The organism is Embleya sp. NPDC005575 (assembly GCF_040605455.1).
Lineage (GTDB): Bacteria > Actinomycetota > Actinomycetes > Streptomycetales > Streptomycetaceae > Embleya.
Window position 1 is genome coordinate 13,539 of sequence record NZ_JBEXCV010000058.1, and the last position, 25,537, is coordinate 39,075.

24 protein-coding genes and 1 pseudogene are annotated in these 25,537 nt (G+C 70.5%); 13 read left to right on the plus strand and 12 right to left on the minus strand.

The window, feature by feature from the left end; translation table 11 throughout:
- The first annotated feature begins 54 nt into the window (after positions 1–54).
- Entirely contained in the window at positions 55–1,014 is a 960-nt protein-coding gene (locus ABZS54_RS20660; protein ID WP_355537746.1) for an electron transfer flavoprotein subunit alpha/FixB family protein, read from the plus strand.
- Between the two features lie 129 nt (positions 1,015–1,143).
- Positions 1,144–1,362, plus strand: a complete 219-nt coding sequence (locus ABZS54_RS20665) for a hypothetical protein (protein WP_355537749.1) — start codon at positions 1,144–1,146, stop codon at positions 1,360–1,362.
- Positions 1,363–1,406: 44 nt separating this feature from the next.
- Here the strand turns inward: ABZS54_RS20665 and ABZS54_RS20670 are convergent, their stop codons facing one another.
- Together ABZS54_RS20670 and ABZS54_RS20675 are read right to left on the minus strand one after the other, a co-directional pair.
- The gene (locus ABZS54_RS20670; RefSeq protein ID WP_355537752.1) at positions 1,407–2,321 is read right to left on the minus strand and encodes an SDR family oxidoreductase; all 915 of its coding nucleotides are present in this window, start codon (positions 2,319–2,321) and stop codon (positions 1,407–1,409) included.
- 321 nt (positions 2,322–2,642) lie between these two features.
- Positions 2,643–4,340: a choice-of-anchor A family protein gene (locus ABZS54_RS20675; protein WP_355537755.1), complete on the minus strand. Its 1,698-nt coding sequence runs from the start codon at positions 4,338–4,340 to the stop codon at positions 2,643–2,645.
- A 310-nt stretch (positions 4,341–4,650) separates the two neighbouring features.
- Here ABZS54_RS20675 and ABZS54_RS20680 point away from each other — a divergent pair, with 310 nt between their 5' ends.
- Positions 4,651–5,625 carry a hypothetical protein gene (locus tag ABZS54_RS20680; protein WP_355537758.1) on the plus strand — a complete coding sequence of 325 codons (975 nt, stop codon included), beginning with the start codon at positions 4,651–4,653 and terminating at the stop codon, positions 5,623–5,625.
- 151 nt (positions 5,626–5,776) lie between these two features.
- On the opposite strand, the pseudogene ABZS54_RS20685 reads toward ABZS54_RS20680, so the two are convergent.
- Both ABZS54_RS20685 and ABZS54_RS20690 read right to left on the minus strand, forming a co-directional pair.
- Positions 5,777–6,094, minus strand: a pseudogene (locus ABZS54_RS20685) (cytochrome P450); the annotation flags it as partial.
- Between the two features lie 197 nt (positions 6,095–6,291).
- Positions 6,292–7,245: a LysR family transcriptional regulator gene (locus ABZS54_RS20690; RefSeq protein WP_355537761.1), complete on the minus strand. Its 954-nt coding sequence runs from the start codon at positions 7,243–7,245 to the stop codon at positions 6,292–6,294.
- A 74-nt stretch (positions 7,246–7,319) separates the two neighbouring features.
- Here ABZS54_RS20690 and ABZS54_RS20695 point away from each other — a divergent pair, with 74 nt between their 5' ends.
- Positions 7,320–8,243: an EamA family transporter gene (locus tag ABZS54_RS20695; protein WP_355537764.1), complete on the plus strand. Its 924-nt coding sequence runs from the start codon at positions 7,320–7,322 to the stop codon at positions 8,241–8,243.
- Positions 8,244–8,563: 320 nt separating this feature from the next.
- Here the strand turns inward: ABZS54_RS20695 and ABZS54_RS20700 are convergent, their stop codons facing one another.
- Positions 8,564–9,778, minus strand: a complete 1,215-nt coding sequence (locus ABZS54_RS20700; RefSeq protein ID WP_355537767.1) for an amidohydrolase family protein — start codon at positions 9,776–9,778, stop codon at positions 8,564–8,566.
- A gap of 162 nt (positions 9,779–9,940) precedes the next feature.
- Between ABZS54_RS20700 and ABZS54_RS20705 the strand changes: the two genes are divergently transcribed.
- Positions 9,941–10,849 carry a LysR family transcriptional regulator gene (locus tag ABZS54_RS20705; RefSeq protein WP_355537770.1) on the plus strand — a complete coding sequence of 303 codons (909 nt, stop codon included), beginning with the start codon at positions 9,941–9,943 and terminating at the stop codon, positions 10,847–10,849.
- Positions 10,850–11,065: 216 nt separating this feature from the next.
- Here the strand turns inward: ABZS54_RS20705 and ABZS54_RS20710 are convergent, their stop codons facing one another.
- The 4 genes from ABZS54_RS20710 to ABZS54_RS20725 are packed head-to-tail and all read right to left on the minus strand — an operon-like array spanning position 11,066 to position 14,108.
- Positions 11,066–11,836, minus strand: coding sequence for an AIM24 family protein (locus ABZS54_RS20710; protein WP_355537773.1), 771 nt, complete (start codon positions 11,834–11,836; stop codon positions 11,066–11,068).
- The gene (locus tag ABZS54_RS20715; protein WP_355537776.1) at positions 11,833–12,480 is read right to left on the minus strand and encodes an AIM24 family protein; all 648 of its coding nucleotides are present in this window, start codon (positions 12,478–12,480) and stop codon (positions 11,833–11,835) included. Before ABZS54_RS20715 ends, ABZS54_RS20710 begins: the two co-directional genes overlap by 4 nt.
- Positions 12,477–13,115: an AIM24 family protein gene (locus ABZS54_RS20720; protein WP_355537779.1), complete on the minus strand. Its 639-nt coding sequence runs from the start codon at positions 13,113–13,115 to the stop codon at positions 12,477–12,479. The genes ABZS54_RS20715 and ABZS54_RS20720 overlap by 4 nt, the downstream gene beginning before the upstream one ends.
- A gap of 21 nt (positions 13,116–13,136) precedes the next feature.
- A complete protein-coding gene (locus tag ABZS54_RS20725) occupies positions 13,137–14,108 on the minus strand; it encodes a slipin family protein (RefSeq protein ID WP_355537782.1) in 972 nt (323 codons plus the stop codon).
- Positions 14,109–14,343: 235 nt separating this feature from the next.
- Between ABZS54_RS20725 and ABZS54_RS20730 the strand changes: the two genes are divergently transcribed.
- Complete coding sequence (locus ABZS54_RS20730) at positions 14,344–15,210, plus strand: MoxR family ATPase (RefSeq protein WP_355537785.1); 867 nt, start codon at positions 14,344–14,346, stop codon at positions 15,208–15,210.
- A gap of 6 nt (positions 15,211–15,216) precedes the next feature.
- Complete coding sequence (locus ABZS54_RS20735; RefSeq protein ID WP_355537788.1) at positions 15,217–16,608, plus strand: VWA domain-containing protein; 1,392 nt, start codon at positions 15,217–15,219, stop codon at positions 16,606–16,608.
- Positions 16,609–16,760: 152 nt separating this feature from the next.
- Here the strand turns inward: ABZS54_RS20735 and ABZS54_RS20740 are convergent, their stop codons facing one another.
- The gene (locus ABZS54_RS20740) at positions 16,761–17,228 is read right to left on the minus strand and encodes a YbaK/EbsC family protein (RefSeq protein ID WP_355537791.1); all 468 of its coding nucleotides are present in this window, start codon (positions 17,226–17,228) and stop codon (positions 16,761–16,763) included.
- Between the two features lie 41 nt (positions 17,229–17,269).
- Between ABZS54_RS20740 and ABZS54_RS20745 the strand changes: the two genes are divergently transcribed.
- Both ABZS54_RS20745 and ABZS54_RS20750 read left to right on the plus strand, forming a co-directional pair.
- Positions 17,270–17,824, plus strand: a complete 555-nt coding sequence (locus tag ABZS54_RS20745; RefSeq protein ID WP_355537794.1) for an NADPH-dependent FMN reductase — start codon at positions 17,270–17,272, stop codon at positions 17,822–17,824.
- A gap of 90 nt (positions 17,825–17,914) precedes the next feature.
- Positions 17,915–18,232, plus strand: a complete 318-nt coding sequence (locus ABZS54_RS20750) for a hypothetical protein (RefSeq protein ID WP_355537797.1) — start codon at positions 17,915–17,917, stop codon at positions 18,230–18,232.
- Between the two features lie 53 nt (positions 18,233–18,285).
- On the opposite strand, the gene ABZS54_RS20755 is transcribed toward ABZS54_RS20750, so the two are convergent.
- Entirely contained in the window at positions 18,286–18,414 is a 129-nt protein-coding gene (locus tag ABZS54_RS20755) for a hypothetical protein (protein WP_355537800.1), read from the minus strand.
- A 29-nt stretch (positions 18,415–18,443) separates the two neighbouring features.
- Here ABZS54_RS20755 and ABZS54_RS20760 point away from each other — a divergent pair, with 29 nt between their 5' ends.
- Both ABZS54_RS20760 and ABZS54_RS20765 read left to right on the plus strand, forming a co-directional pair.
- Positions 18,444–19,874: an MFS transporter gene (locus ABZS54_RS20760; RefSeq protein WP_355537803.1), complete on the plus strand. Its 1,431-nt coding sequence runs from the start codon at positions 18,444–18,446 to the stop codon at positions 19,872–19,874.
- A gap of 47 nt (positions 19,875–19,921) precedes the next feature.
- The gene (locus tag ABZS54_RS20765; protein WP_355537806.1) at positions 19,922–20,620 is read left to right on the plus strand and encodes an SMI1/KNR4 family protein; all 699 of its coding nucleotides are present in this window, start codon (positions 19,922–19,924) and stop codon (positions 20,618–20,620) included.
- A 101-nt stretch (positions 20,621–20,721) separates the two neighbouring features.
- Here the strand turns inward: ABZS54_RS20765 and ABZS54_RS20770 are convergent, their stop codons facing one another.
- On the minus strand, positions 20,722–22,584 hold the full coding sequence (locus ABZS54_RS20770; protein ID WP_355537809.1) for a hypothetical protein: 1,863 nt from the start codon (positions 22,582–22,584) through the stop codon (positions 20,722–20,724).
- Positions 22,585–23,091: 507 nt separating this feature from the next.
- Here ABZS54_RS20770 and ABZS54_RS20775 point away from each other — a divergent pair.
- Both ABZS54_RS20775 and ABZS54_RS20780 read left to right on the plus strand, forming a co-directional pair.
- Entirely contained in the window at positions 23,092–24,039 is a 948-nt protein-coding gene (locus ABZS54_RS20775) for a LysR substrate-binding domain-containing protein (RefSeq protein ID WP_355537811.1), read from the plus strand.
- A gap of 369 nt (positions 24,040–24,408) precedes the next feature.
- Positions 24,409–25,473, plus strand: coding sequence for an acyl-CoA desaturase (locus tag ABZS54_RS20780; RefSeq protein WP_355537814.1), 1,065 nt, complete (start codon positions 24,409–24,411; stop codon positions 25,471–25,473).
- Positions 25,474–25,537 lie beyond the last annotated feature (64 nt).

A 25,537-nucleotide genomic window follows, 5' to 3' on the forward strand; every position in this document is an offset into this window, starting at 1 on the left:
ATCGCAACCCGGCCGGAGAAATCCGGGCTGTACCGGACAAGGAGAGAACCCCACATGGCCGAGATTCTCGTTCTCGTCGACCACGCCGACGGCGCGGTCCGCAAGCCGACCCTGGAGCTGCTGACCCTGGCTCGCCGCCTCGGTGAGCCGGCCGCGGTCTTCCTGGGCAAGGGCGCCGAGGGCGCCACCGAGACGCTGGGCAAGTACGGCGCGCAGAAGGTCTACGTCGTGGACGCCCCCGAGGTCGACGACTACCTCGTCGCCCCGTCCGTCGACGCGCTGACCCAGATCGCCGGGAGCAGCGAGCCGGGCGCCATCCTGGTCGCCTCCTCCGCCGACGGCCGCGAGATCGCGGCGCGCGTCGCGGTGCGCCTGGAGTCGGGCCTGATCACCGACGCGGTGGACATCGAGGCCGGCGCCGACGGCCCCGTCACCGAGCAGTCGGTGTTCGCCGCGACCTACCAGGTCAAGGCACACGTCACCAAGGGCACCCCGATCATCACGGTCAAGCCCAACGCCGCCACCCCGGAGGAGGCCCCGGCCACCCCCGCCGTGGAGGCCGTGACGGTGGACTTCATCGCCCTGGCCACCGGCACCAGGGTCGTCTCGCGCGCCCCGCGCGAGAAGTCCGACCGCCCCGAGCTGACCGAGGCCGACATCGTGGTCTCGGGTGGCCGCGGCGTCAACGGCGCGGAGAACTTCCACGTGATCGAGTCGGTCGCGGACGCGCTCGGCGCGGCCGTGGGCGCCTCCCGCGCGGCGGTCGACGCCGGTTGGTACCCGCACAGCCACCAGGTCGGCCAGACCGGCACCCAGGTCTCGCCGCAGCTGTACATCGCGGTGGGCATCTCCGGCGCGATCCAGCACCGCGCGGGCATGCAGACCTCGAAGACCATCGTCGCGATCAACAAGGACGAGGACGCGCCGATCTTCGACCTGGTCGACTACGGCGTGGTCGGCGACCTGTTCAAGGTGATGCCGCAGCTCGAGGCGGAGATCAACAAGCGCAAGTAGCGGTGGGTCGGCGCCGCCCCTTCGGGTGGTGTCGCCGACCGACGCCGCTCGCCGCGACCCCGCACCGGGAGAACCGGTCGCGGGGTCCCGGCGTTCCCCGCTGCGCCGTCCAAAACCGTGGGGGCGGGCATGTCGAGAGGTGAGCGGAGCGCCGCCGTTGCGGTGGTCGTGCCGTTGTTTCGGCTGGTCGATCCCGCGCGGGCCGGCGAACTATTGCCCCGCCTGCGCGGGCATGTCCTGCTCGCCCTGGGCGCCGAGCGCGCGCTCCCCTCCGTCCTGACCGATGCCGTACTCGCCGTTCGCGACACTCTGCCCGAAGTCCTCGCTGCGGCCAGGGCCGCCGCCTGACGCGAAGCCGACGGCGGCCGGGGCCGAGTCCGGGAGGACGAAGGCTACTTGCGGACGCCGCTCATGTCGGCGTTGCCGGCCGCCTTGGCGACCAGATCGGGGATGACGTCGGAGAGTTCCGTGGGGGTCCAGCGGGCACCCTTGTCGACCGTGGGGCCGTTGGCCCAGCCCTCGGCGACGCTGATCGAGCTGCCGGTGACGGAGAAGACCCGGCCGGTGATGCCGGCGGAGGCGGGGCTGCCGAGCCAGACCACGAGCGGCGAGATGTGCTCGGGGGCGAGTTGTTCGGCGAGCTTCGCGGTGGCGGCCTCGTCGGCGAAGCCGGCCAGATCCTCGGTCAACCGGGTCAGGGCGGTGGGGGCGATCGCGTTGACCGTGACGCCGTAGCGGCCCAGCTCCTGCGCCGCGATGATGGTGAAGCCCGCGATGCCGGCCTTGGCCGCGCCGTAGTTGGTCTGGCCGACGTTGCCGAAGATGCCGGAGGGCGAGCTGGTGTTGATGATCCGGGCGTCCACCTGCTCGCCCGCCTTGGCCAGGCCGCGCCAGTACGCCGCCGCGTGGTGCGCGGGGGCGAACGTGCCCTTGAGGTGGACCTTGATCACCGCGTCCCACTCGGCCTCGGACATGTTCGTCAACATCCGGTCGCGCAGGATGCCCGCGTTGTTGACCAGGACGTCGAGCCGGCCGTACGTCTCGATCGCCTGCCCGATCAGCGCCTCGGCGCCGGCGAAGTCGGAGATGTCGGAGGTGTTGGCCACCGCCTCGCCGCCCGCCGCGACGATCTCCGCCACCACGGCCTGGGCCGGACCCGCCGACGCGCCGGTGCCGTCGCGCGCGCCGCCGAGGTCGTTCACCACGACCTTGGCGCCCTCGGCCGCGAACGCCAGTGCGTGTGCCCGGCCGATGCCGTTGCCCGCACCGGTCACGACGACGACGCGTCCCTCGCAGATCCCGCTCATGTGGCCCCTCCCAATGCTTGTCGATCGCTTCCGACGACCGCTACGGGGGTCACAGTATGGTGAGACCGTTGCCGCGTACATCCTTTGCCCGATCACGCTGCGGGACGACGCGCACACGGCGTGCCGGGCGCGATGGGGAATCGAGCCGACCCTCGGGACGGCGTACGCGCGTTGGCGGTCACGGCGGGCGGCCGGCTGGGGTGGCGGGCTCGGCGGTCGGCAGTTGTGGTCGGCGGCGGGCGAACGGCGACGTGGGCCGTCGAATGCGGGAATGGCCCCCGTTCTCCTGGGAGATCGGGGACCATTCGGGTCGGCTGGGCGCTACGCGCGGCTACGACCACGCGCGCGGTGGACGAACAGCAGGATCACACCGAGGCCGATGGCGAGCGCACTGCCGCCGAGCAACGTCGCGGCGTTGGCCGTCATGCCGCCGTGGGCCAGATGCGCTCCGCCGGATTCCCCGATGTCACCGCCGTGGCCACCATCGTTACCGCCGCCCGCGCCGCCACCGTGGCCGCCCGAGCCACCGGCACCGCCTCCGTGCGGCTTGTTGTGCATGTCGGAGGGTGCCGCCGATCGGCCGGCGGAGGGGGAGGTCGAGGACGAGCCGGACGGGGACGCCGAGGTCGAGGGCGACGCGGAGCGGGACGCCGAGGTCGAGGGCGACGCGGAGCGGGCTGCCGACGGCCCGGCCGAGTGCGAAGCCGACGGTGAGGCCGACCGCGACGCCGAGGGGCCGGCGCTCCGGCTCGCCGACGGCGAAGCGGACGGACTCGCCGACCGGCTTGCCGGGGGCGAGGCCGACGGGCTGGTTGAAGGCGAGGTCGACGGCGAAGCGGAAGGCGACGCGGACGGTGAGGCAGAGGGCGACGCAAACGGCGACGCAAACGGCGACGCAAACGGCGACGCCGACGTGGGCCCGCCGCAGTTCGGCAAGTCACCGTCGAACGGGTACCGGTGGAACTCGGATCCGGACGACGACTCGTGGATCAGCGAACCGGCCGTGAAGAACCGCCCGTTCATCCCCGGGACGGACACGGTCGTGGTGCTCTCCGGGTTGCCCGCCAGCACGCTGCCCTGGAACTGGGCACCGCCCTTGATGGTCACCGACGTGGCCTTTGGGAAGTTCCACAGGAGCCGCTCGCGCAGCCCGGGCGGGATGCTCGCGCTGCCCATGAAGGTGCTGATCACCCGACTCGGCCCGGTCAGGTTGACCAGGACGGTGGCGCCCGGGGGAATCCCGACGAACGAGATGCCCTGATCCCCGCCGCCGGTGGGATCGGCGATGTCGAAGGCGACGTCGAACACCTGGAGCCGGGACGTACCGTCACCGGTGAACAACGTCTCGAAGCCCACGTTCGTGGCCGTGCCGGTGGCCGCGCGCGGCCGGCCGTCCGGGAACGCGTAGCAACTCGACGAGTCGGTCAGCTGGGGACGCAGACCGGTGTACGGAGCCGCGGCGGACCCGTCCTCGACCGCGGCGGGCGTCACGGTGCCGCCGGTGAAGGTGCCCGCATGGCGCACCACGCCGCTGACGGTTCCCTCCTCGGTGCTCAGGGTCTGTCCGGTCGCGACCGTGAGGTTGCCGCCGACGGTGAGGAAGTCCGTGCCGTTGTCGGGGGGCACCCGAGTGCCGACACCCACGATGCCGACGTTGTAGATGCTGGACCCCGAGGTCTTGTTCATGTCGAAGTCGCCGAGGGCGACCGACTTGCCTTCGGCTTCCGCGGCGGATCCGCGTACCGACCAATCGCCACCGACGAACATGGTGATGCCGTTGTCGCGACCCGCGATCGGGCCGTTGCCGGGTTCTTCATTCGTGTCCGGACAACGGCCGGGAACGCAGGGGCCGAGTCCGCCGGACAGCGGCTCGGCGAAGCCCATGACGGCGAACACGCAGACGAGGATCACACCGCCGAGGGTGACGACTCCGGACAACGCGAGACCCGTCGCGCGGATCCGGGCGTTCGATTTCCTGTGCATTCCCGAAGAATCGGATATAAGTCTACAAATCGTCACAAGACGCGCGGGAGGTTCCCTCGAATGCCTCCGCCGGCGCAGTCGCGTCGCACGTCGTCAACCGAGATGCGTACGGCCCGAGTACGCCGCAGGTATGGGATGTGATTCACGGCCCCGGATCGGAAACCGGGTGCGGAACACGATCGTTGGCGTGGCGAGACAAGGCGGGGAGGGCCCCGTGGTCGGGCCCGAACCGGTCCGGCGCGGGCGGGCCGCCGTGAGGGTCGTGGGTGCGATCCGCGCGAGGCCGGCAGGGTGTCCGTAGCCGCCCTCGCGGCATATCCGAGATCTTGGTGAATGGGAGTCTTCTGTGATCGTCGGTCTGGTCACCGCTGTCGCGGCCTCCGCGTGTTACGGCGTGGGGTCGGTGCTGCAAGCGGTCGGGTCGCGGCGATCCGCGCGCGAGGAGGAGGCCAAGCGGGCCGAGTGGGGCGGCGGCAGCGCGCAGGTGACCGGGTACGGCGGCCCGAGCCTGTCCTCCACCGCCAAGGCCGCGGTCACGTGGGAGTTCATCGTCGGGACCCTGCTCGACTTCGTCGGTTTCGCGCTCGGCGCGTTGGCAGCGCGGCTGCTGCCGCTGTTCCTGTCGCAGACCATCATCAGCGCGAACCTGGTGATCACCGCCGTCCTCGGGATCAAGCTGCTCGGGATCAAGCTGTACCGGGCCGACTGGACCTCGATCGGCGTGGTCTGCGGAGCGCTCGTCCTGCTCGGCGTCGCGGCCGGCCCGGAGGGCGACGGGCACAGTCCGCGCGCCACGCACTGGTGGGTGCTGATCGTCACGTTCGTGGTGATCGTCGGCGGCACCGTGCTGGTTCGCTTCCTGGGCGCCAACGGTGCGATCGTCGCGGGTCTGCTCTCCGGGCTCGGCTTCGGCGGACTCGGCATCGGCGTACGGATCCTGGACGGCGTCGACCCGTTCGACCTGGCCAAGCTGGCCGCCGACCCCGCGCTGTACGCGGTGCTGATCGGTGGCATCGGCGGGATGTACCTGCACACCATCGCGCTTCAGATCGGCTCGGTGAACGGCGCGACGGCGGCGCTCGTGGTCGGCGAGACGGTGGTGCCGGGTGCGGTGGGCGTGTTGTGGCTCGGCGACACCTCGCGGGACGGGCTGGCCTGGATGGCCGTACTGGGCTTCGTGCTCGCGGTGTCCGGCGCGGTGGCCGTCGCGTACTTCGGCAAGCACGAACCGCAGGAACCTTCCGCCGGATCGGATTCGGATTCGGGATCGGGTTCGGACGCGGATCCGGTTGCCGGCACCGGGGCCGCCGCGCGGGGTTGACCGGCCGCCCCACCGGCGCCTGATCGTCGCGGCGGCGTTCGGGTGCGTACCGATCGCCGCGCCCGAGCCACCGACTTCCGAGCCGCGCCCGACCCACCGACCGCCGCGCCGGGCCCGAGTGCCTGAGCACCGGCTGCCGAGGCGCGGGCGCTCAGCGGCGGGTGACCCGGACCCGGGAGACGCCGAGCAGGCCGGCCGGCGGCACCTCGGCGATGCTCTGCCCGGGGTCGACGGCCAGGCCCTCGGCGCGCAGCAGGTCCAGGAGCAGTCCGGCCATCGGCATCACCATGTGCCGCCCCCAGCAGCGCTCGGAGAGGTGGCCGAACGGGACGTACCCGGGCTGGTTGTCGGGGTCGAGCCGGTCCCAGCGCTCGGGGCGGAACTCGTCGGGGCGGTCCCAGATCGCCGGGTCTCGGTGGCTGAGCAGCGGCAGCAGCAGGACGTCGTCGGCCGGCGTGATCCTGGATTCCGCTCCACGGCGCCCGTGATTACCCGAGGGCGGGCGTGCGTAAGCGTCGGATCAAGCCAATCGAAAATCTCGGCGTATCGGCCCCGGTGTATGCGTAGGTTTCGGGGCCGCAGAGACGGTCGAGATCATCGGCCGGATTACTACATACGTATAGGAAGGTTCTTTACCGGCAATCAACCAAGTGCGGTGTTGGTCGCTTATCGGCAGGGCGGGCCGCCGTCTTCTCGTTTCCCGTCGATCCCGGGCCGATCATCCAGGGCCGCGAGCTCCGCGCCGACCGCCCGCAGGGTGGTCAGCAGAGGCGAGGGGCCGTGCCCGCGGCGGACCGCCGCCAGCAGACGGCGCCGCGGCGCGGGTGTGCCGAGCGGACGCAGCACCACGCCGGGCGGCAGCGCCGGCTGGGCCAGCCGAGGAATGATCGTCACGCCCAGACCGGCCGCCACCAGGGCGAGTTGGGCGCCGAAGTCGGTCGAGGTGTGCACCAGGCGGGGCTGGAACCCGGCCTGCTGACAGGCTGTCAGGAGCAGTCCGTGGCACGCCGTCCCGGGCGCGGTGATGATCCAGTCGGCATCGACGAGGTCGGCCCCGAGCGAGACCTCGGCGCGCTCGACCAGGGGGTGACCGGTCGGCAACGCGATCTCGAACGGCTCGTCGAGCAGCGGGTGCAGCTCGATCCGGGGGTGGTCGGGCGTGGGCAGATCCGGATGCGTCATCACGATCGCCACGTCCAACTCCCGTGCGGGCAGCAGCGGCAGCGCCTCCTCGGTCTCGTACTGGACCACCTCGAACCGCCACCCCGGGTGAGTCACCTTGAGTCGGGCCAGGGCCGGCGCGACCAGACCCGAGATACCGGACGGGAAGCCGGAGATCCGGGCTCGGCCGATCCGTCCGTCGCGCTGCGCCGCGAGATCGGCGCGGGCCTGCTCCAGGCGGGTCGCGATCGCGTCCGCGTGGCCGAGCAGCACATGCGCCGAGGCGGTCAGCCGTACTCCCCGGCCGTTCTTCTCCAACAGCACCGCGTCCGCCTCGCGGGCGAGCACGGCGAGCTGCTGCGAGACGGCGGACGGGGTCAGGTGCAGCGACTGCGCCGCGGCGGCGACGGTGCCGTGCTGGTCGAGCGCCCGCAGGATGTTCAGCCGCTTGAGTTCCATGCAGCAAAACTACCGATTGAGGTTCGAAAAATGTAGCTGGACTCGATGGATGGTTCGACCACACACTGCTTGTCATGACCCGTACCGATTCCCTGTGGGCCGCGCTCGTCAGCGTGATCTGGGGGGTGAACTTCGTCGCGATCGACGCGAGCCTCGGCGACTTCCCGCCCTTCCTGCTCGCCGCGTTGCGTTTCACCCTCGTCGCGTTTCCGGGCGTGCTGTTCATCAAGCGGCCGCAGGCGAGTTGGTGGCTGATCATCGGGGTCGGGCTCACGGTCAACGCCGGTCAGTTCGCGTTCCTGTTCAGCGCGATGCACGCGGGGATGCCGGCCGGCCTGTCCTCGGTGGTGATCCAGTGCCAGGCGATGTTCACCGTGCTGTTCGCGGTGCTGATGCTGCGGGAGGTCCCCGGCCGCACCCGGCTGATCTCGCTCGGGGTGGCCGCGGTCGGGATGGGCGTGATCGCGTTCGGCCGAGGCCAGGGCGCGTCTCTGTGGCCGTTCCTGCTCGTGGTCGGCGCCGGCGCGTCCTGGGGCTTCGGCAACATGCTCACCCGTAAGGCGGGCATCCCGGGTGGCGTGGGCCTGGTGGTGTGGTCCGCGCTGGCCGCGCCCCTCCCGCTGCTGGTGCTGTCGCTGACCGTCGAGGGCCCGGGCCGGGATCTGGACGCGCTGACGTCGGCCTCGTGGAGCGGCGTCGGCGGCCTGGCCTTCACCGTCGTGCTGTCCTCCTGGCTCGGCTACGGCCTGTGGTTCGCCCTCCTCGGCCGACGCTCGGCCTCGGCGGTCGCCCCGTACGGCCTGCTCGTCCCGATCGTCGGCATCTTCGCCGCCTGGGCGGTCCTCGGCGAACGCCCCGGCTGGATCGAGGCCATCGGCGCCGCAATCGTGTTGACCGGCATCGGGTTGGCAAGCCTCCCGCGCCTCCCGTCCACGACCGCGATTCCGACCCCCACGCCAAGCATCGACACAACCCTGCCGGCCCCGTCCAAGGTGTGAAGGGGTCAGCGCCGACACCATGAGCAGACCGCGCCCCGACTCGGCGTGCAAATCCTCGACGGGCTCGGGAAGCGCCACCTCGGCCTGACGGGCCAAGACCGTCACCCGGAACACTCCTGCGGCCAGGCGCGTGGTCACCGGTAAAGCGATGCCCGCGTCAGGCCGAGTGCCTTGTGCGTTCGCAGTTGATGCGGCTTCGGCGAGCGAGCATGTTGTTGTCGGGGTCGATGGCTACCCGAACGGCGGCATGGAGAATCGTCGGCCGTACCCAGTGGGCGGGTACGGCCGACGATGGTGTGTGGTTCAGAGGATGGCCGTACTTACCGGGTGATCCCGAAGCGTTCCAGGCCGAAGGCCTTGATGGCGTTCGTGCGGAACAGCTTGTCGCACTCGGCCTGGGTCAGGCCCGCCTTCGTGGCGATGTCGAGGGCGACCTTGTGGGTGTTCGGGAAGGTCGAGTCCGCGTGCGGGTAGTCGACCTCGAAGCAGATCTGGTCGATGCCGATCACGTCGCGGTTGCGCAGGCCGATCTCGTCGTCGAAGATGCAGCCGTAGATCCGGTCCTGGATGTACGAGCTGGGCTTTTGGGTCAGCGACGAGCCGAACGCGTTGTCGTCGCGCTCCTCCCACAGCTTGTCCGCGCGCTCCATCACGTACGGCATCCAGCCGACCTGGCCCTCGGCGTAGGCGATTTTCATCTTCGGGAAGCGGTCGAAGACGCCGGAGAAGATGTAGTCGACCATCGAGCCCATGGCGTTTTGGAAAGTCAGCACCGAGGAGACGATGAACGGCGCGTCCGGCGACGTGGACGGCATCTTCGAGGACGACCCGATGTGCATGCAGACGATGGTGTTCGTCTCCTCGCACGCCCGGAAGAACGGGTCCCAGAAGCGGTCCTTGTCGTGCACCGACGGCAGGCCCAGCGGGACCGGGTTCTCCGAGAAGGCGACCGCGAACGAGCCCTTCGCCGCGCACCGGCGCACCTCCGCGGCGGCCAGGTTCGCGTCCCACAGCGGGATGATCGTCATCGGCAGCAGGCGGCCCTTGCCGTCGCCCGCGCACCACTCGTCGATCATCCAGTCGTTGTAGGCCTGGACGCACAGCAGCGCGAGTTCCTTGTCCTCACGCTCGTAGAACGCCTGCCCGCAGAATCGCGGCAGGATGTTCGGGAAGCACAGCGACGCGTCGACATGATTGGCGTCCATGTCCTTGAGCCGCTCGGACTGGATCCACGCGCCCGGCCGGATGTCGTCGAAGGTGACCGGCGTCACGTCCAGCGTGTCGAAGCCGACCGCGGCCGAGAGCTTGGGGAACGGGTAGACCAGGTCGTCGTACAGCCACCAGTCGCACCACTCGCCGTCCTCGACGCCGCGCTCGTAGGAGAACACGCCGCCGATGAAGTTGAACTTCGCCTTGTCGCGCACCACGCGCGGGCCGCGGTCCTTGTACTTGGCGGGCAGTCGCGAGGTCCACAGGTCCGGGGGCTCCACCACGTGGTCGTCCACGGAGATGATGCGCGGGATCTCGAGCGTCATGACCTGCTCCTTATTGCGACTCATTGCGACTGCGTGGGCCTGACGGCGGTGGCCCCGCTTGCGGCGCGTGGACCCTGCGCTACCCAGGAAACCCGCTGACGGGTCGTCAGCCAAGCCCCTGTTGTTGCTAACGTTATGCCGACACGGCATAGGTGGGTTTCCATGGAACTGCGTGACCTGAGATGTTTCCTGGCCGTCGCCGAGGAACGGCACTTCGGCCGCGCCGCGGCACGGCTGTACCTGTCCCAACCGATGGTCAGCAAGGCGGTGCGCCGCCTGGAGCAGCAGCTCGGGGCCCGGCTGGTGGACCGATCCTCGCTGCCGGTGGCACTCACGCCGCTCGGCGAGGTGTTCCGCAGTCGCCTCGACGAGTCGCTGCGGGTGCTCGACGACGCGTGCGCCGAGGTGCGTCGTCGAGCCACCTGGGACGCCGGACAGGTGCGCGTGGGGTATACCTCGGGCCTGGGCCCCTCGCTCGTGTCGGCCGCGATCTCCGCGCTGCACATCCGCCACCCGGCGCTGCGCGTGCAGTGGACCAGCGAGCCGACGGCCCGTCAAGTGGCCGATGTGCGCGAGGGCGTCCTGGACGCGGGGCTGGGCTGGCTGCCGGATCTGGGCCCGGGCTTCGAGTCCGCCCGGGTCGGTACGTTCGCGTTCGTCGCGCTGCTCCCCCAAGAGCACGCGCTCGCCGGGCGGCTGTCGGTGAACCTGACCGAACTGGTCGGGTGCGGCGAGCCGATCGTGGTGTGGCCGCGCCAGCCGCATCCCAGGCTGTACACGCGCGTCACGGAGGCGCTGCGGCGCTCGGGCGCGACCGAGATCGTCGAGGCGTACGGCAGCGTGGACGACGTGATCGCGCGGGTGGTGGACCGCCAGGGGGTGGGCCTGTCGCCGCGCGGGTGGGCCCGGCAGCGCCCGGTCCGCGGGGTCGTCCAGGTGCCGCTGACGGGGGCGCCGGACGTCGCGGTGACCGCGTTCTGGCGGGCCGACCAGGACCACGAGGGGGTCGGCGTGCTGGTCCAGTTGCTGCGCGAGGTGGCGGCGGACAGCGACCTGGCCGACCAACTGTGAGCGAGCGTCCCACCGCACGCGCCCGAGCGCCCCTGGCCGCCCCGCGCCCGGCCACGGCGCTCGACCGCCCCGCGCCCGGCCGGCCGCAGCACCCGACGTGCCCCGCGCACCCGTGCCCGCCCACCCGCAGCATTGGCGAGGCCCCTCACCGTCCCCAGTGAAGGGCCTCCCCAGGTCAACGGCGCGGCCCCGCCGCCCGTTCCCACCGCGCCGATCTCATTGCAGCAGTCGTCCCAACCGACCCGGGATGTTCGGCAGCCCGGGAATCCCCGGAACACCCTGCTGCCCACCGGGCGGCTGGTTGGCCGCCGCCTGGGCCGGGATCAGGTTCGGGTCGATCGAGATCTCCGAGGACTGCATCAGCACCGTGCCGGCCCCGACGAAGTCGTACTGGTGCTCCTCGCCGGACGCACCGCCGAGGCCGGTCAGCCGGCGTGCCATGCCCAGTGCGCCGCGCATGTACTTGGTGTCGAAGTGGTGGCACGGCGTCGGACAGTCCGCCCAGCCGAGCAGCGCCTCGGGGTCCACCCGGATCGGCGGCTCGACGAAGTGCACCGCGCCGTTGGAGGCGGCGACGAACTTGCCGGTGCCGATCAGCGTGACGAACCCGGGCACGATCGACTGCTTCAGGTCCAGGCCGGGCTGGAAGGCGAGCAGGTTGGCGGCCCGGATGGTCAGGTTGCCCAGTTCCAGGTCGTACGAGTTGACGTCGAAGCCGCGGTCGGCGAGCAGCAACTGCCCCTTGCCCTGCGCGACGATCCAGTCCTGGATGTACAGCGGCGAGTTGAAGTTCGCGGTGACCAGCCGGTCGAGCGCGCCCACACCCAGTGCCTCGAACTTGATCCGCCCGTAGTAGGCGATCATCTTGCCCTTCTGCACGAACCACTCGCCGTCGAGGGCCACACAGAAGGCGTACGGATTGACGTTGTCGTCCTGCGGCAGCGTTCGCGCGTCGAACACCGCAGGGCCGGAACCGGGGGCGGTCACAGCTTCTCCTCGCTCGCCTGGACGTAGACCGTGCCGGTGCCGGACAACTCCAGCTGGAACGCCTCGCCGGAACCGCGCCCGATCACGTCGCGCCAACCCACGTTGGCACCGATCCGGTTGTCGATTTGACCTCGGTGCGCCACATACGCCTGCGGGTCCACGTGGATCGAGCGACCCGGCTGGACCGGCAGCTCGATCACGCCGCCGTGCGCGAGCACCCCGCACCAGCCGTGGCCGGTGAGCGTCGTGGTGAACAGCCCCTGGCCGGTCACCTGGCCGCGGATCATCCCGCGCACGCCGCCCTGCGAGCCCATGAACATGGTGCCCTGCTGCAACGAGTCCTCGAACACGAGCAGCCGGTCCGCCTCGACGTGCAGCGTGTCGCCGGTGATCTGGATCAGGTGCACGTGTCGGCCCGCGTGACCGAACATCACCGTACCGTCGCCCTCGGCCTTCATCAGCGGCACCGACTCGCCCGCGAGCCGCCGCCCGATCATCCCGCCGACGCCCTGCGCCCCGGTGGAGGTCGGCGTGAAGGACACCTCGCCGCGGTAGGCCAACATCGCACCGCGCAGGCAGTACAGCGTTTGCCCCGGTCGTACGGTGGCCTCGATCATCTTGGAGTTGACCTGGTCGAACGTCACGTCTGCCCCCCGATGGTCTGCCGCTCGGCGGGCTGTACGTAGACCAGCCCGTCGCCTTGGAAGCGCAACTGCACGCTCTCGCCGGATCCCTCGCCGATGAAGGTGCGCCAGTTGACGTCCTTGACGAACTCCTTGCGCAGTTGCCCGGTGTGCGCGACATACGCCCCCGGGTCCACCGACAGTGGCTCACCCTGCGACACCCGCAGCACGATGGCCGGCCCGTCGGAGGTGACCGCGACCGTGCCCTGGCCCGAAACGGTCGTGGTGAACAGGCCCTGGCCGCTGGTCGCGCCGCTCAGACCGGTGAACTCGGTCCCGGTGCGCAGACTCTGGTCGACGGCGAGCAGGTTGCTCGACTCGACGTGCAGCGTCTCGCCGGTCAGCCGGACGAGATTGATCTCGGTGGCCCGGTCGGCGAACCAGCAGGTGCCCTCACCGCTCACCTCCATGAGGGTCATGCCCTCACCCGTGAGTCGGCGGGTCACCATTCCGCGCAGCCCCTCACCCCCACCGGACAGTCGTTTGAAGGACATCCGTCCGTCATAGGCGATCATCGTCCCGTTTCGGGCCTTGACCGCCTCTCCGTTCATGCCCACCGCGAGAACTCGCGTGCCATGCATCACAAAGGTCGCCACGATCGGGAAGCTAGCAGCGCCCTACCGGTCTACGGAGGGTGGAAACCCCTCATCTTGCCGGGGTTTTACCAGCGGCGGGGCGGTCGGCGCCGGCGGCACCGCCGGCGCGGGAGGAAGCGGCGGCGTGGTCGGGACGACCGGCGGCAGCGGGAGGGCGTCGGCGCCCGAGCCGACCGGCTCCGCGCCGGCCGGTTCGCGGGGTGTCCGCTCGGCGGGCCCACCCTTGCCGGCGGCGCCGGCCGGGAAATTCTCGAAGAAGCGCAACATCTCGACCGGGAACGGCATCACCAGTGTCGAGTTCTTTTCCGCGGCCACCTCGACCACCGTCTGCAGCAGGCGCAGTTGCAGCGCGGCGGGCGAGCCGGACATCTCGTCGGCCGCCGCGGCCAGCTTCTTGGACGCCTGGAACTCGCCGTCCGCGGTGATGATCCGCGACCGCCGCTCGCGTTCCGCTTCCGCCTGACGCGACATCGAGCGCTTCATCGACTCGGGAAGTTGCACGTCCTTGAGCTCGACCCGGTCGATCTCGACGCCCCAGCCCACCGCCGGACTGTCGATCATCAACGCCAGGCCACGGTGCAGTTCCTCGCGGTTGGACAGCAGGTCGTCCAGATCGCTCTTGCCGATGATCGAGCGCAGTGAGGTCTGCGCGACCTGTTCGATCGCGAACACGTGGTTCTGCACCTCGACGATGGCCCGGGACGGATCGTGCACGCGGAAGTACACCACCGCGTCGACGCGGACCGTCACGTTGTCCCGGGTGATGCCCTCCTGGGCCGGGATCGGCATGGTGATGATCTGGACGTTGACCTTCCGCATCTTGTCGAAGAACGGGATGATCACGTGGAATCCGGGCTGCCGCACCCTCGGCTTGACCCGGCCGAGCCGGAACACCACCCCTCGCTCGTACTGCTGCACGACCCGAGCGCCCTTGGCGACGATTATCAGCGCGGCGACCACGATCCCGATGACCAGACCCATCGCGATATCCATGTCTCGATGCTAGGAACCCGACACCCGACGTGGGGCGGGGATCTCCCTACGTATCGGCCGATCCGCGTCAAGAATCGGTCATGTGACGGCCGATCAGGTGCGTGGGGCGGCGGTCCGTTCGGTGCGACCACGCCGTTGCGCCCGCGACCGGGGCCTCTTGCTAGCTTGAGAGGGCAGCCGGCGGGAACCCGGCGCACCGCCCGGCCGCAGATCGCCCCGCGAGGAGTGCACCACCATGACGATGTTCGCCTCGCCCGAGGACGCCCGGACCCGGCTCGGAGCCGTCGACTACCTGACCGACCCCGGCATCGCCACCGCCGTCTTCCTGGCCGACGCGTTGGGCAAGCCGCTGCTGATCGAGGGCCCGGCGGGGGTCGGCAAGACCGAGTTGGCCAAGGCGGTCGCGGCGGCCGCCTCCGCCGAGCTGATCCGATTGCAGTGCTACGAGGGTCTGGACGAGTCCCGCGCGCTGTACGAGTGGGACTACCGCAAGCAACTGCTGCGCATCCAGGCGGGCGTGGACGGGTGGGACGAGGCGCGGGCCGGGATCTTCGCCGAGGAGTTCCTGCTGGCCCGACCGCTGCTCACCGCGATCCGCCGGGACGAGCCGACCGTGCTGCTGATCGACGAGACGGACAAGGCGGACGTCGAGGTCGAGGGGCTGCTGCTCGAAGTGCTCTCCGACTTCCAGGTCACCATCCCCGAGCTGGGCACGATCACCGCTTCGCGGCGCCCGTTCGTGGTGCTCACCTCGAATGCGACGCGCGAGCTGAGCGAGGCCCTGAAGCGGCGGTGCCTGTACCTGTACATCGACTACCCGACGCCGGAGCGCGAGCGCGACATCGTGCTCACCCGCGTGCCCGGGATCCGCGAGCAACTCGCCGAGCAGGTGGTGCGCACCGTCGCGTCGCTGCGGGCCCTGGAGCTCAAGAAGGCGCCGTCGATCGCCGAGACCCTGGACTGGGCCCGGACGTTGATCGCGCTGGCGGCCGACGAGTTGGACGAGGAGACGATCGCGAGCACGCTCGGCGTCGTGCTCAAGCACGCCTCCGACCACACGCGGGCCGCGAAGGAACTCGGCCTGCCCGGCATCGGCGGCTGATCGCCGATGTCCCTCCTCGACCGACACACCGGCTTCGTCCGGGCGCTGCGACACGGCGGATTGCCGGTATCGCTCGCCGAAGGACTGGACGCGGTCCGCGCGTTGACCGTGCTCGACCTCGCGGACCGGGAGACGCTGCGGGCCGCCTACGCGGCGTCGTTGTGCAAGCGGCACACCCACCGGGCGGTCTTCGACACACTGTTCGAGCTGTGGTTTCCGGTGGGCGCGGCGGCGCGGGCCGACGCCGGTCCGGTCGATGCGACCGACGAGGAGCCGGACGGCGCGACCGAGGGCGGGGCAGCCGCGGACGCCGAGGCCTTCCGCGACCGGTTGCGCGAACTTCTGCTCGGCGAGGACGACATCGCCCTGCGCCGACTGGCGCGCGAGGCGGTCGGTCGGTTCGGCGCCTTCGACGGGCCCTCGGGGGCCTCGTGGTCCGCGCACATGGTCGGTCGGGCGCTCGACCCGCGGACGCTGATGGCGGGTCTGCTGCGCGCGGTTCTCGGCGGGCAACTCCCGGGCGGGGTGGCCGAACGCAACGCACGGCGGATGATCCAGACCCGGGTGGACCGGCTGAACGAGCACATCCTTTCCGACGTGCGCCGCCGGCTCGCCGAGGAACGCGGCATCGAGCGGGTCGCCGAGACCGCGGTCAAGCCGGCCGTGGAGAACCTCGACATCCTGCGCGCGAGCCGGACCGACCTGATCGCGCTGCGCCGGGAGATCCAACCGCTCGCGCAGCGCCTGGCCACCCGGCTGACGATCCGGCAACGGGCGGGCCGGCACGGCCGCCTGGACTTTCGCCGCACGGTTCGCGCGTCGTTGTCCACGGGCGGCGTGCCGTTGACCACCCATCACCGCCCGCGCCGGCCGCACAAGCCCGAGCTGGTGGTGTTGTGCGACGCGAGCGAGTCGGTCTCCTCGTTCGCCCACTTCACCCTGATGCTCGCCTACGCACTGCGCGAACAGTTCGCCCGGGTGCGGGCGTTCGCGTTCATCGACACGGTGGACGAGGTGACCCGGTTCTTCGAGCAGCCGGGCGGCGACGTCACCGAGGCGATGCGCCGGCTGACCGCGGAGGCGAATCTGGTGCGGCTGAGCGGACACAGCGACTACGGACACGCGTTCAACGTCTTCGCGATGCGCTACGCCGACGTGATCGGCCCGAAGTCCTCGCTGCTGATCCTGGGCGACGCGCGGAACAACTACCAGGACCCGGCCCTGGCGGCCCTCGCGGCGATGGTGACGCCGGCCCGGCACGCGTGGTGGCTCAATCCCGAGCCGGAGCGGGACTGGGACACGGGGGATTCGATCGCCGGCGTGTACGGCCGGCGGATTTCCATGATCGAGTGCCGCAACCTGACTCAACTGGGGCAGTTCATCGGCGAGTTGGCCTGATCGCAAGCGGCTCACCGCGGACTCGACGGCGGCCGGAGTGGTTGGCGGAGGCGGTCGACCGAAACGGTCCGTACATTCGGGGGAGGACATGAAGGAGGGCGTCGCCGCGTTCCTGGCCAAGCGGGCACCGGAGTGGACCGGCCGCTGACCCGCTACACCTCCACGTCGGCGGCTCGACCACCGGTCATCCGCAGCAATTCCGCGTACGTGGTCGGGTACATGTGGTTGTGGTCGCCGGCGCCGGCCCAGACCACGTCGTGTCTGGCCAGCCAGGTGTCGACCAGGGTGCGGATCCGGTGCGGGTGGCCGACCGGGGCCACCCCGCCCACCTCCTGGCCGGTCGCGGAAAGCACGAAGGCCGGGTCGGCGCGGCGCATCTTGCGGATGCCGAGGAGGCGGGAGACCACCCGGGTGTCGACCCGATGCGCCCCACTGGTGATCACCAGCAGCGGTTGGCCGTCGGCGGAGAACACCAGGCTGTTGGCGATCGCGCCGACGTCGCAGCCCAATACCTCGGCGGCGGCTGCCGCGGTCGGCACCGTCTCGGTGAATTCCCGGATCTCTCCCGTGGCATCGAGTGCGCGCAGCGCCTCGGCGACCTTGTCGACCGGCGTGTTCATGGGGTGAGCGTAATACTCCCGCGGTGCTACCTTGACCGGCCATGACAGCAAATCGTCGGGTGCTCTTGATCAGTGGATCGCTTCGGGCGGAGTCCACCAACTCCGCGCTGGTCCGGACCGCACGCGAGGTCGCACCCTCCGGCGTGGACGCGGTCGTGTTCGACGGGCTCGGTCGGCTGCCGCATTTCAACCCGGACGAGGACCACGAGCCGCTGCCCCCGGCCGTCGTGGAACTGCGGGCCGCGATCGACGCCGCCGACGCGGTGCTGTTCTCCACCCCCGAATACGCCGGCGCGCTGCCCGGGTCGCTCAAGAACCTGCTCGACTGGACCGTCGGCGGCGTGGAGACCAGCGAGAAGCCGGTGGCCTGGATCAACGCCTCCGCCAACCCGGGCGGCGCGGCCAGGGCACACGAGTCGTTGCGTGTCGTGCTCGGCTACACCGGAGCCGACGTCGTCGAATCGGCCTGTGTACGCGTGGGTGTGGCCCGCGACGCGGTGGGCCCGGACGGCCTGATCGCCGACCCCGAGGTGCGCGAGGGCATCACCGCCGTCCTGACCGCGCTCACCGAAGCGACCCGCGTCACCCACCCCTGACCACGGCCGTCCCACCCGGCCGGAGCCGGCCGCCCGGGTGTGGTCCGTCGGTGTACGGCGTGCCGTCGAGGCTCGCCGGTCCTGGCGACCGTGTTTCCCGTACTGATCGCGCTCGCCGCCTTCGGGCTGCGGCCGGCCGCCGGGTCGGCACCGGTACCGGACCCGGCGGCCGGCGCGTTGCGGGTGGTCACGTACAACATCCGGATGGGCTTCGGCGTGGACGGTCGCTTCGATCCGGACCGTACGGCGAACACGATCCGGGCCCTGAAGCCGGACTACCCCGCGGACAACCCGAAGAAGGAGATCGACCAGATCCTGGTCGACCCCCGATTGCGGGTCGCAGCCGTCGACTCCCCACCGTCGCAGGCATCCGACCACCTCCCGATCGCGGTGACCCTCGTCTACTGACGTGCCTCCGGCCGACTCGACGCCCTGAAGCGCCAAGCGCCCGGCGAGCCGCATCATTCGGCCCGCCCGGCGTTCGAGGACACCGGCCGGAGGCCGGCCCGGGCCGCGAGGCCCGGGGTCACCCGCGCGGCGGCCTTGCTGTTGCCGAATGTGGGCACCGTCCTTCGGATGGCCACCGTCACGCGTGGCTCCGGAGGAGGGGTGTGCGACGGTGGCCGAGCGCGATGAGCCGGACCCGCATCGCTGGCAGGCGCTCGCGGTCTGTCTGATCGCGGGGTTCATCACCCTGCTGGACGTGTCGATCGTCAACGTCGCGCTGCCGTCCATCCGGGAGGGCCTCGGCGCGAGTGTGAGCGACATCCAGTGGGTGCTGTCCGGCTACGCGCTGACCTTCGGACTCGCCCTGGTACCGGCCGGCCGGATCGGCGACGCGCGTGGTCGCCGGATGATGTTCATGACCGGCCTGGCCCTGTTCACCGGCGCCAGCGCGTTGTGCGGCGCGGCGCAGACGTCCCTGTGGCTGGTGTTGGCCCGGCTGCTTCAGGGCATCGCGGGCGGCATCCTCACGCCGCAGGTGTCCGCGCTGATCCAGCAGATGTTCTCCGGCCACGAACGCGGCCGCGCGTTCGGCATGTTCGGCACGGTGATCGGCATCTCCACGGCCGTCGGCCCACTGCTCGGCGGCCTGATCATCAAGGTGTTCGGCGCCGACGAGGGCTGGCGCTGGGTGTTCTACGTCAACCTTCCGATCGGCATCGTCGCCTTCGTGCTGGCCCGGCGGTTGTTGCCCGGTCCCGACCACGAGAGCCGGGCCTGCCTGCGCGATCTGGATCCGATCGGGGTGCTCCTGCTCGGCTCCGGCGTGGTGTTGCTGCTGCTGCCACTGGTCGAGGCGCGCCAGTGGCAGGGCCCCGCCAAGTGGCTGCTGCTGCCGGCCGCGGCGGTGTTCTTCGGCGCCTTCGTACTGTGGGAGATCCGCCAGGGCCGGCGCGGTCGCAAACCGGTGGTCGACCTGGCGCTGTTCACGTTCCACTCGTACACACTCGGCCTGTTGGTGATGCTGTTCTACTTCGCCGGATTCACCTCGATCTTCTTCGTCTTCACCCTCTACCTCCAGTCCGGGTTGGGCTACAGCGCGCTGCTCGCGGGCCTGGCGATCACCCCGTTCGCGCTCGGCTCGGCGGTGGGCGCGTCGATCGGCGGGCGACTGGTGAACCGGCTCGGCCACGCGCTGGTGACCGGTGGCCTGCTGATGGTCGTAGTGGGTCTGATCGGTGCGAACCTGGCGGTGTACGAGGTGCCGGGGCACCGGGTCGGCTGGGTACTGGTGGCGCCGCTGCTGTTCGCGGGTCTGGGCAGCGGAATGGTGATCTCGCCCAACCAGACGCTGACCCTGGCCGAGGTGCCGCCCGTGCAAGGCGGCGCCGCGGGCGGGGTGCTGCAGACCGGGCAGCGGATCGGCTCGGCGATGGGGATCGCGGCGGTCGGGTCGGTCTTCTTCTCTCGGCTGGCCGCCGACCAGGGCCGGGACTGGGCCGGGCCGCTGCGCCACGGGCTGATGGTCTCGGTGGGCTTCGTGCTCGCGGCATTCGTGGTCGCCTTCCTGGACCTGCGCAAGGGCCGCGCCCTGATGCCCCGGTAGCACCGCGCCTTCGGGGAGGCGTCCGCGCGACCCGGTAGCGTCCGGGCATGACTTTCGACATCCACGCGGCGCTGCCCGCCGCGCTCGCGGACCGGGCCGGAGCCTGGGAGTTCATCCGCGCGCTCGCCGCCGACCGGGCCAAGGCGATCGGGGCCGCGGACGGATACGACCCGGCGGAACTGGACGCGAGTGCCGCCCGACTGGGCGTGCGGTTGCCGACCGCGCTTCGGGAGCTGTACGACCTCCTGGGTCGGCGCGACGACCTGACGAGCAATCACGACGTGCTGCTGGCGCCGGACAAGCTCTACGTCGAGGACGGTGTGTTGGTCTTCCGCGAGGAGAACCAGGGCGTGGCGTGGTGGGGTGTGCGGCCCGATGGTGAGGATCCCGCGGTGCTCGCGAGGTACGACACGGCCGAGCCCTGGTCGGCCTGGCTGCCGCGATTGTCGGTCGCGGCGATGGAGATCGTGCTGTCCGAGATCCTGCTGTTCGACGACGAACTCGTCGAGGCGATCGAACTCGCTCCCGAGGAGGTCGACCAACTTCCGGAGGAGATGCGGGAGTTGGCTTTCCCCGGGTATCCCGAGTGCGAGGAGTCCGGGAACCGGGTGCGCTGGTTCACGAGTCCCGATCTGCTGGCCCGTTACGACGGGGGGATGGTCGTGTTCCGAGCGCGCACGGAAGAGGACATGGAGTACTTCTTCGACGTGGTCTGCGGCGAGGACGAGGACGAGCCGGACGCTTGAACCGGCGGCCCGAGACGCGGACGCACCCGGCGCCTTGGACGCGCCGAGGCCCGGCGCCCCCGCACGGGACGTCGAGCCTCGGCCGTATCCTCCGGTCCGGATCAGGATTGGCTGTTGCGGAACGGCTCCTTCGGCTTGCCCAGGTTCGGCTTGCCGAGCACGTCCTTGGCCGACAGCGCGTAGATGCCGTGGTTGGTCAGCACCCACACGACGTTGCGGTCCCACTCGACGTAGACGCCGTGCGTCTGGTTGCCCATCGCCCACTCCGGGAAGGCGCCGTCCTCGGTCGGCCAGTCCCTGGTCTTGGTGCCGAACGCCTTGGGTACGAAGTACGCCTCGATCTCCGGTCGGGCCGGGTTCTTGACGTCGAAGACCTGGGCGCCCGCGTTGTAGAAGCCGTACACGAGTGTGCCGTCGTCGTGCCGGCCCGGGTTGGTGTAGTAGCCGGTGCGCTTGGGCCCGAAGCTGCCCCGGCGCTGGCAGTAGTCGGTGATCCCGGCCGACCTCGGCGGCGTGGGCCGGGGCAACCGGCCGACGATCCGCGGATTGGCCACGTCCCGCGCGTCGATCTGGTAGATCGGCTTGTACGGCTCGTAGCAGTCCTCGGTCAGCGGGTAGCCGGAGAGGTAGATCATCCCGGTCTTCTCGTACTGCGACACGTCGATGTTGTCGCCCTCGGTGCCCGCCACCGACGGCGGCAGGTCCACGTGGCCCACCTGACGCATCCTCGCCGGGTCCGAGATGTCGAGGATGGTCATGCCCAGGCCGCCCTGGACCGCGAAGCCGTACCGGCCGCCCTGCTCGACCGACTTGGGGACGAACAGCGACATCCGCGCGCCCAGCCAGCTGGTGCGGTTGCCGCAGCGCGGGTTCCTCGCGTACGCGTCGTCCTCGCCGGTGACCTGACCGGGCAGGTGCCAGGTGTCCAGCAGCTTCGGCCCGGTCGGGTCGGACATGTCGTAGGACTGGTAGCCGGCCGAGTGCAGGTTGGTCGGGTACTCGGTATTGGCGAAGGTGTCGTTCGGCGCGACGGCGATGAACATGTACTTGCCGCCGTCCCAGTACGGCACGTCCAGCGAACCGGAACCCTGCTGGGCTTTGGTCGGGTCGCTGTTCAGCGGGTTCGGCTGGGTCGAGTCGGTGCTGACGGTCGAGATCAGCCGCCAATCGGCCTTCCTGGGTCCGTCCAGGCGATAGACCTTGAAGCCCTTGAGCCCGGGCTTTCCGCGCAGCTTGGCCACGCCCTCCGGGTTGCCGTACTTGTCGTGGCCCGGCTCGTCGGTCAGTTCGCTGATCTGCCGCTTGTCCTCGAAGGACTGCACCATCACGTAGGCGTTCAGCCGCTTGTTCCACTGGATCGTGGACGCGCCCCAGTAATCGCCCGCCGCCCAGGTGCCGTTGGCCTTGAGCTCGTCGCCGCCCACGTCCTCGCGGGACATCCTCTCCACCACCGTGACGTGTGTGACGTCGGTGATGTCGTAGACGCGACCCTCGGAACGGTCGTACTGGAACATGTACCGGCGCCCGCCGAAGTCGACGATGTTCTGCCACGTGTGGAAGAAGTCCGGGGTGAAGTCGTAGCCCTCGTAGGCGGCTTCGACGTTCATGTTCTTCACGTACTGCCTGCCGTCGTAGTCGGCGCGGCGCCCCGGGAAGGGGTGCGGGTTCTCCTCGTCGAGCGGGGTGGACGCGGGAGCCAGGAACGAGCCGTCGAGTTGCATGCCGTACGCGTTCGGGTCGGCCGGCTGCGGTCGGCGCTCCTGGCATACGAACGGAATGTTCGGGTCCTGCGCGGTACCCGCGGCGTTCGCGGTGTGCGGCGCGGAGCCGGCGGCGGTGCGGCCGGGGTCGCCCAGGTAGGTGCTGCCGGTGACGGCGACCAGGGCGGCCAGCGCGACCGCGCCGGACCTGCCGTATCCGCGGGATCTGCCGGCCCTGCTGCCGAGGGTGGGTGTGCGGCGCATCTGACGAACCTTCCGACACGGGACAATGACGGGGAAGTGCGCTTGCGTGGGGCGGTGTCGCGCGGGAGCGGGCCGAGACGGGTTCGGCCCGCCGCCGATCCGGCGGGGCAATACGGCGAGCGCGCCGTGATGGCCGGCCGAACCGCCCTCGTCACCTCTTCGCAGGCGAAGTGCACCTTCTGCGAAGGGACCCGACCGTGACCCCGGATGCTCCGGTGTCACCGCGCGTTGGTCGAGGACCGCGGTGTCGACGGACCGATCCGCTCCGCCGCGCGGAACGGGTCGGCGTCGTGGCCGAACAACAACGGCGTGCCCAACTCGACCCGGCACCCGTACCCGGTGCCGTGCCTGCGACATCGGGTGGATGGCTCGTCAAGAAGCGGTCGCCACGTGCATGATGGCTGCGCCGGCGCATGTCCATCCAATGCCGATCCGGTGCCATTGCATCACCAAACAGGTATGCGTGCCCGTGCGGTACGCAGCACCGAACCGGTACGGGGAGCCTGCGTGGACCTACTCGACGGACGCCTGAAGTTCCGGCATCTGACCCTGATCACGGCGATCGCCGCGCACGGGGGAGTCAGCCGCGCGGCCGAGGCACTGCACCTGACCCAGCCCGCCGCGACCCGCACTCTGCGCGAGTTGGAGACGATGGTCGGCGTCCCGCTGTTCGAGCGTGGCCCGCACGGGATGAGTCCCACGCTCTACGGCGACGCCCTGGTCGCCCATGCGCGGGTGATCCTGGCCGAGGTGCGCCGGGCGGGCGACCACATCGCGAGCCTGCGCGAGGGACAGACCGGTACGGTCACCGTCGGCACGCTGCTCGCGGGCACCAGCGTGCTGCTGCCGCGCGCGGTGTCCGCGCTCAAGCGGGACCGACCCGGAATCACCGTGATCGTCCGCGAGGCCACCTACGACGTGCTGTATCCGCAACTGCTCGCCGGCGAGATCGATGTCGTGGTCGGCCGGCTCGGCCGGGCCGAGGACGCCGGGCGGGTACGGCAGACAGCGCTGTATCGCGAGCCGATCCGACTGGTGGTCCGGCGCGACCACCCGCTCATGGAAACCGCGCGCGTGCTCGCCGACACGATCGCGCACCCGTGGATCCTGCCGCTCGAACAGACGGCTCTGCGCAGCGAGTTGGCCCAGCTGTTCACGCGCAGCGGGCTACCGCTGCCGGCCGACCGGGTCGAGTGCACCTCGATCCTGACCGTGCGGGCGCTGTTGCTGGCCACCGACATGATCGCCGCGCTGCCCGAACTCGTGGTCACCGGTGACGAGCGGCTCGCGGTGCTGCCGGTGCCGCTGGAGTCGGTGCGCCGCACGGTGGGCACCACGCTGATGGCGGACCGGACGCCGACGCCGGCGGTGAGCGCGTTCCTCGCCTGTATCGGCGATCAGGCGGTGGCGCTGCGGGCCGCGCTCGGCGAGGAGGCGGCACTCGACCCGGACTGAGCGTCACGGCCGCGCCACCGGACATCGTGTTCGAGCGTATGTCGGCCGGTGTGCAGCGGGCCGCGGGTCGCGGCGCAACGGTACAGGTCGGTCGATTCCGGGATATTCGCCGGCGGAACGGGTAGCCGGCACCCCGATCAAGGTGCGACAGTTCGAATAACGCGGCGACGGTGCCCAGACCCGTGCCGGCTCTTACCGGATCGCGCCGCGTGTGTCCATGGTGCTCGACCCCCTCACGGGGGGCGCAGCCTGCCCCCGCAACAGGGGGGCTTGTCGGATCGTCCTTCGGACGGGCGGTCAATAGCGTCGAGATGGCGCCAAGCCACCGCGCTCAGCCGACCACCCTTCTCCCAGATACCGGGACGTCCCATGACCTTGACCGCACCCACTCTGGACAATCCGGAGATATCTCCGCCACCACGTCGGGGCAGCGACTTCGCGCCGCTGCTCGCCGACCTCAAGGCGGCCGGACTGCTGGAGCGGCGCACCGCCTGGTACGCCCGGATGATCGGCCTGAACCTGCTCTTCCTGCTCGGTTCCTGGGCCGCGGTCGTGTGGGTGGGCGACTCGTGGTGGCAGCTCGCCATGGCCGTTCCGGTCGCGCTGTTCACCACGCGCGCCTCCTTCGTCGGCCACGACGCCGGCCACCAGCAGATCGCCCGCACCGCCCGCACCCACCGCGCGCTCGCGCTGCTGCACGGCAATCTGCTGATGGGAATGAGCTGCGGGTGGTGGAACGCGAAGCACAACAAGCACCACGCCAACCCGAACCATCTGGAGAAGGACCCCGACGTCGCGGTCGGCGTGCTGGTCTGGGATGCCGACCAGACCGGCGGTCGCACCGGCCTGATGGGCTGGCTGACCCGGCACCAGGCCCGGCTGTTCTTTCCGCTGCTGCTGCTCGAAGGGCTCAACCTCAAGGTCAACGGCCTGATGGCGCTCAAGGAGCGGACCCCGCGCGAGCGCCTGGTGGAGGGCTCGGTCCTGGCCGTGCACTACGCCGTGTACGTCTCGGTGCTGCTGATCGCGATGTCCCCGGTCAAGGCGCTGGTCTTCGTCCTGGTCACGCACGCGCTGCTCGGCCTGCACCTGGGCATGGCGTTCGCGCCCAACCACAAGGGCATGCCGGCGCCCGAGTCCGGCGTGAAGTGGGACCACCTGCGGCGTCAGGTGCTGACCTCGCGCAACGTCGAGGGCGGCCCGGTCACCGACTGGATGCTCGGCGGGCTGAACTACCAGATCGAACACCACCTGGTGCCGAACCTGCCGCGGGTGAACCTGCGAAAGGCGCAGCCGATCGTGCGCGCGCACTGCGCCCGGCTCGGCGTGCCCTACCTGGAGACGAGCCTGGTGCGGTCCTACCGGCAGGCGCTGGGCCACATGCACGACGTGGGTGCCTCGCTGCGCGCCGAGCGGACCGGGCGCGCGGGCTAGGAGCTCCGTCGGCAAACTGGCGGAGAAAGATGCCCGAAGACGATTGATGTGTTCTACATCTATC

Coding starts and splice junctions, on each gene's coding strand:
- ABZS54_RS20660 (WP_355537746.1), top strand. CDS start 55: ATGGCCGAGATTCTCGTTCTCGTCGACCACGCCGACGGCGCGGTCCGC.
- ABZS54_RS20665 (WP_355537749.1), top strand. CDS start 1,144: ATGTCGAGAGGTGAGCGGAGCGCCGCCGTTGCGGTGGTCGTGCCGTTG.
- ABZS54_RS20670 (WP_355537752.1), bottom strand. CDS start 2,321: ATGAGCGGGATCTGCGAGGGACGCGTCGTCGTCGTGACCGGTGCGGGC.
- ABZS54_RS20690 (WP_355537761.1), bottom strand. CDS start 7,245: ATGGAACTCAAGCGGCTGAACATCCTGCGGGCGCTCGACCAGCACGGC.
- ABZS54_RS20695 (WP_355537764.1), top strand. CDS start 7,320: ATGACCCGTACCGATTCCCTGTGGGCCGCGCTCGTCAGCGTGATCTGG.
- ABZS54_RS20700 (WP_355537767.1), bottom strand. CDS start 9,778: ATGACGCTCGAGATCCCGCGCATCATCTCCGTGGACGACCACGTGGTG.
- ABZS54_RS20705 (WP_355537770.1), top strand. CDS start 9,941: ATGGAACTGCGTGACCTGAGATGTTTCCTGGCCGTCGCCGAGGAACGG.
- ABZS54_RS20725 (WP_355537782.1), bottom strand. CDS start 14,108: ATGGATATCGCGATGGGTCTGGTCATCGGGATCGTGGTCGCCGCGCTG.
- ABZS54_RS20730 (WP_355537785.1), top strand. CDS start 14,344: ATGACGATGTTCGCCTCGCCCGAGGACGCCCGGACCCGGCTCGGAGCC.
- ABZS54_RS20735 (WP_355537788.1), top strand. CDS start 15,217: ATGTCCCTCCTCGACCGACACACCGGCTTCGTCCGGGCGCTGCGACAC.
- ABZS54_RS20740 (WP_355537791.1), bottom strand. CDS start 17,228: ATGAACACGCCGGTCGACAAGGTCGCCGAGGCGCTGCGCGCACTCGAT.
- ABZS54_RS20745 (WP_355537794.1), top strand. CDS start 17,270: ATGACAGCAAATCGTCGGGTGCTCTTGATCAGTGGATCGCTTCGGGCG.
- ABZS54_RS20765 (WP_355537806.1), top strand. CDS start 19,922: ATGACTTTCGACATCCACGCGGCGCTGCCCGCCGCGCTCGCGGACCGG.
- ABZS54_RS20770 (WP_355537809.1), bottom strand. CDS start 22,584: ATGCGCCGCACACCCACCCTCGGCAGCAGGGCCGGCAGATCCCGCGGA.
- ABZS54_RS20780 (WP_355537814.1), top strand. CDS start 24,409: ATGACCTTGACCGCACCCACTCTGGACAATCCGGAGATATCTCCGCCA.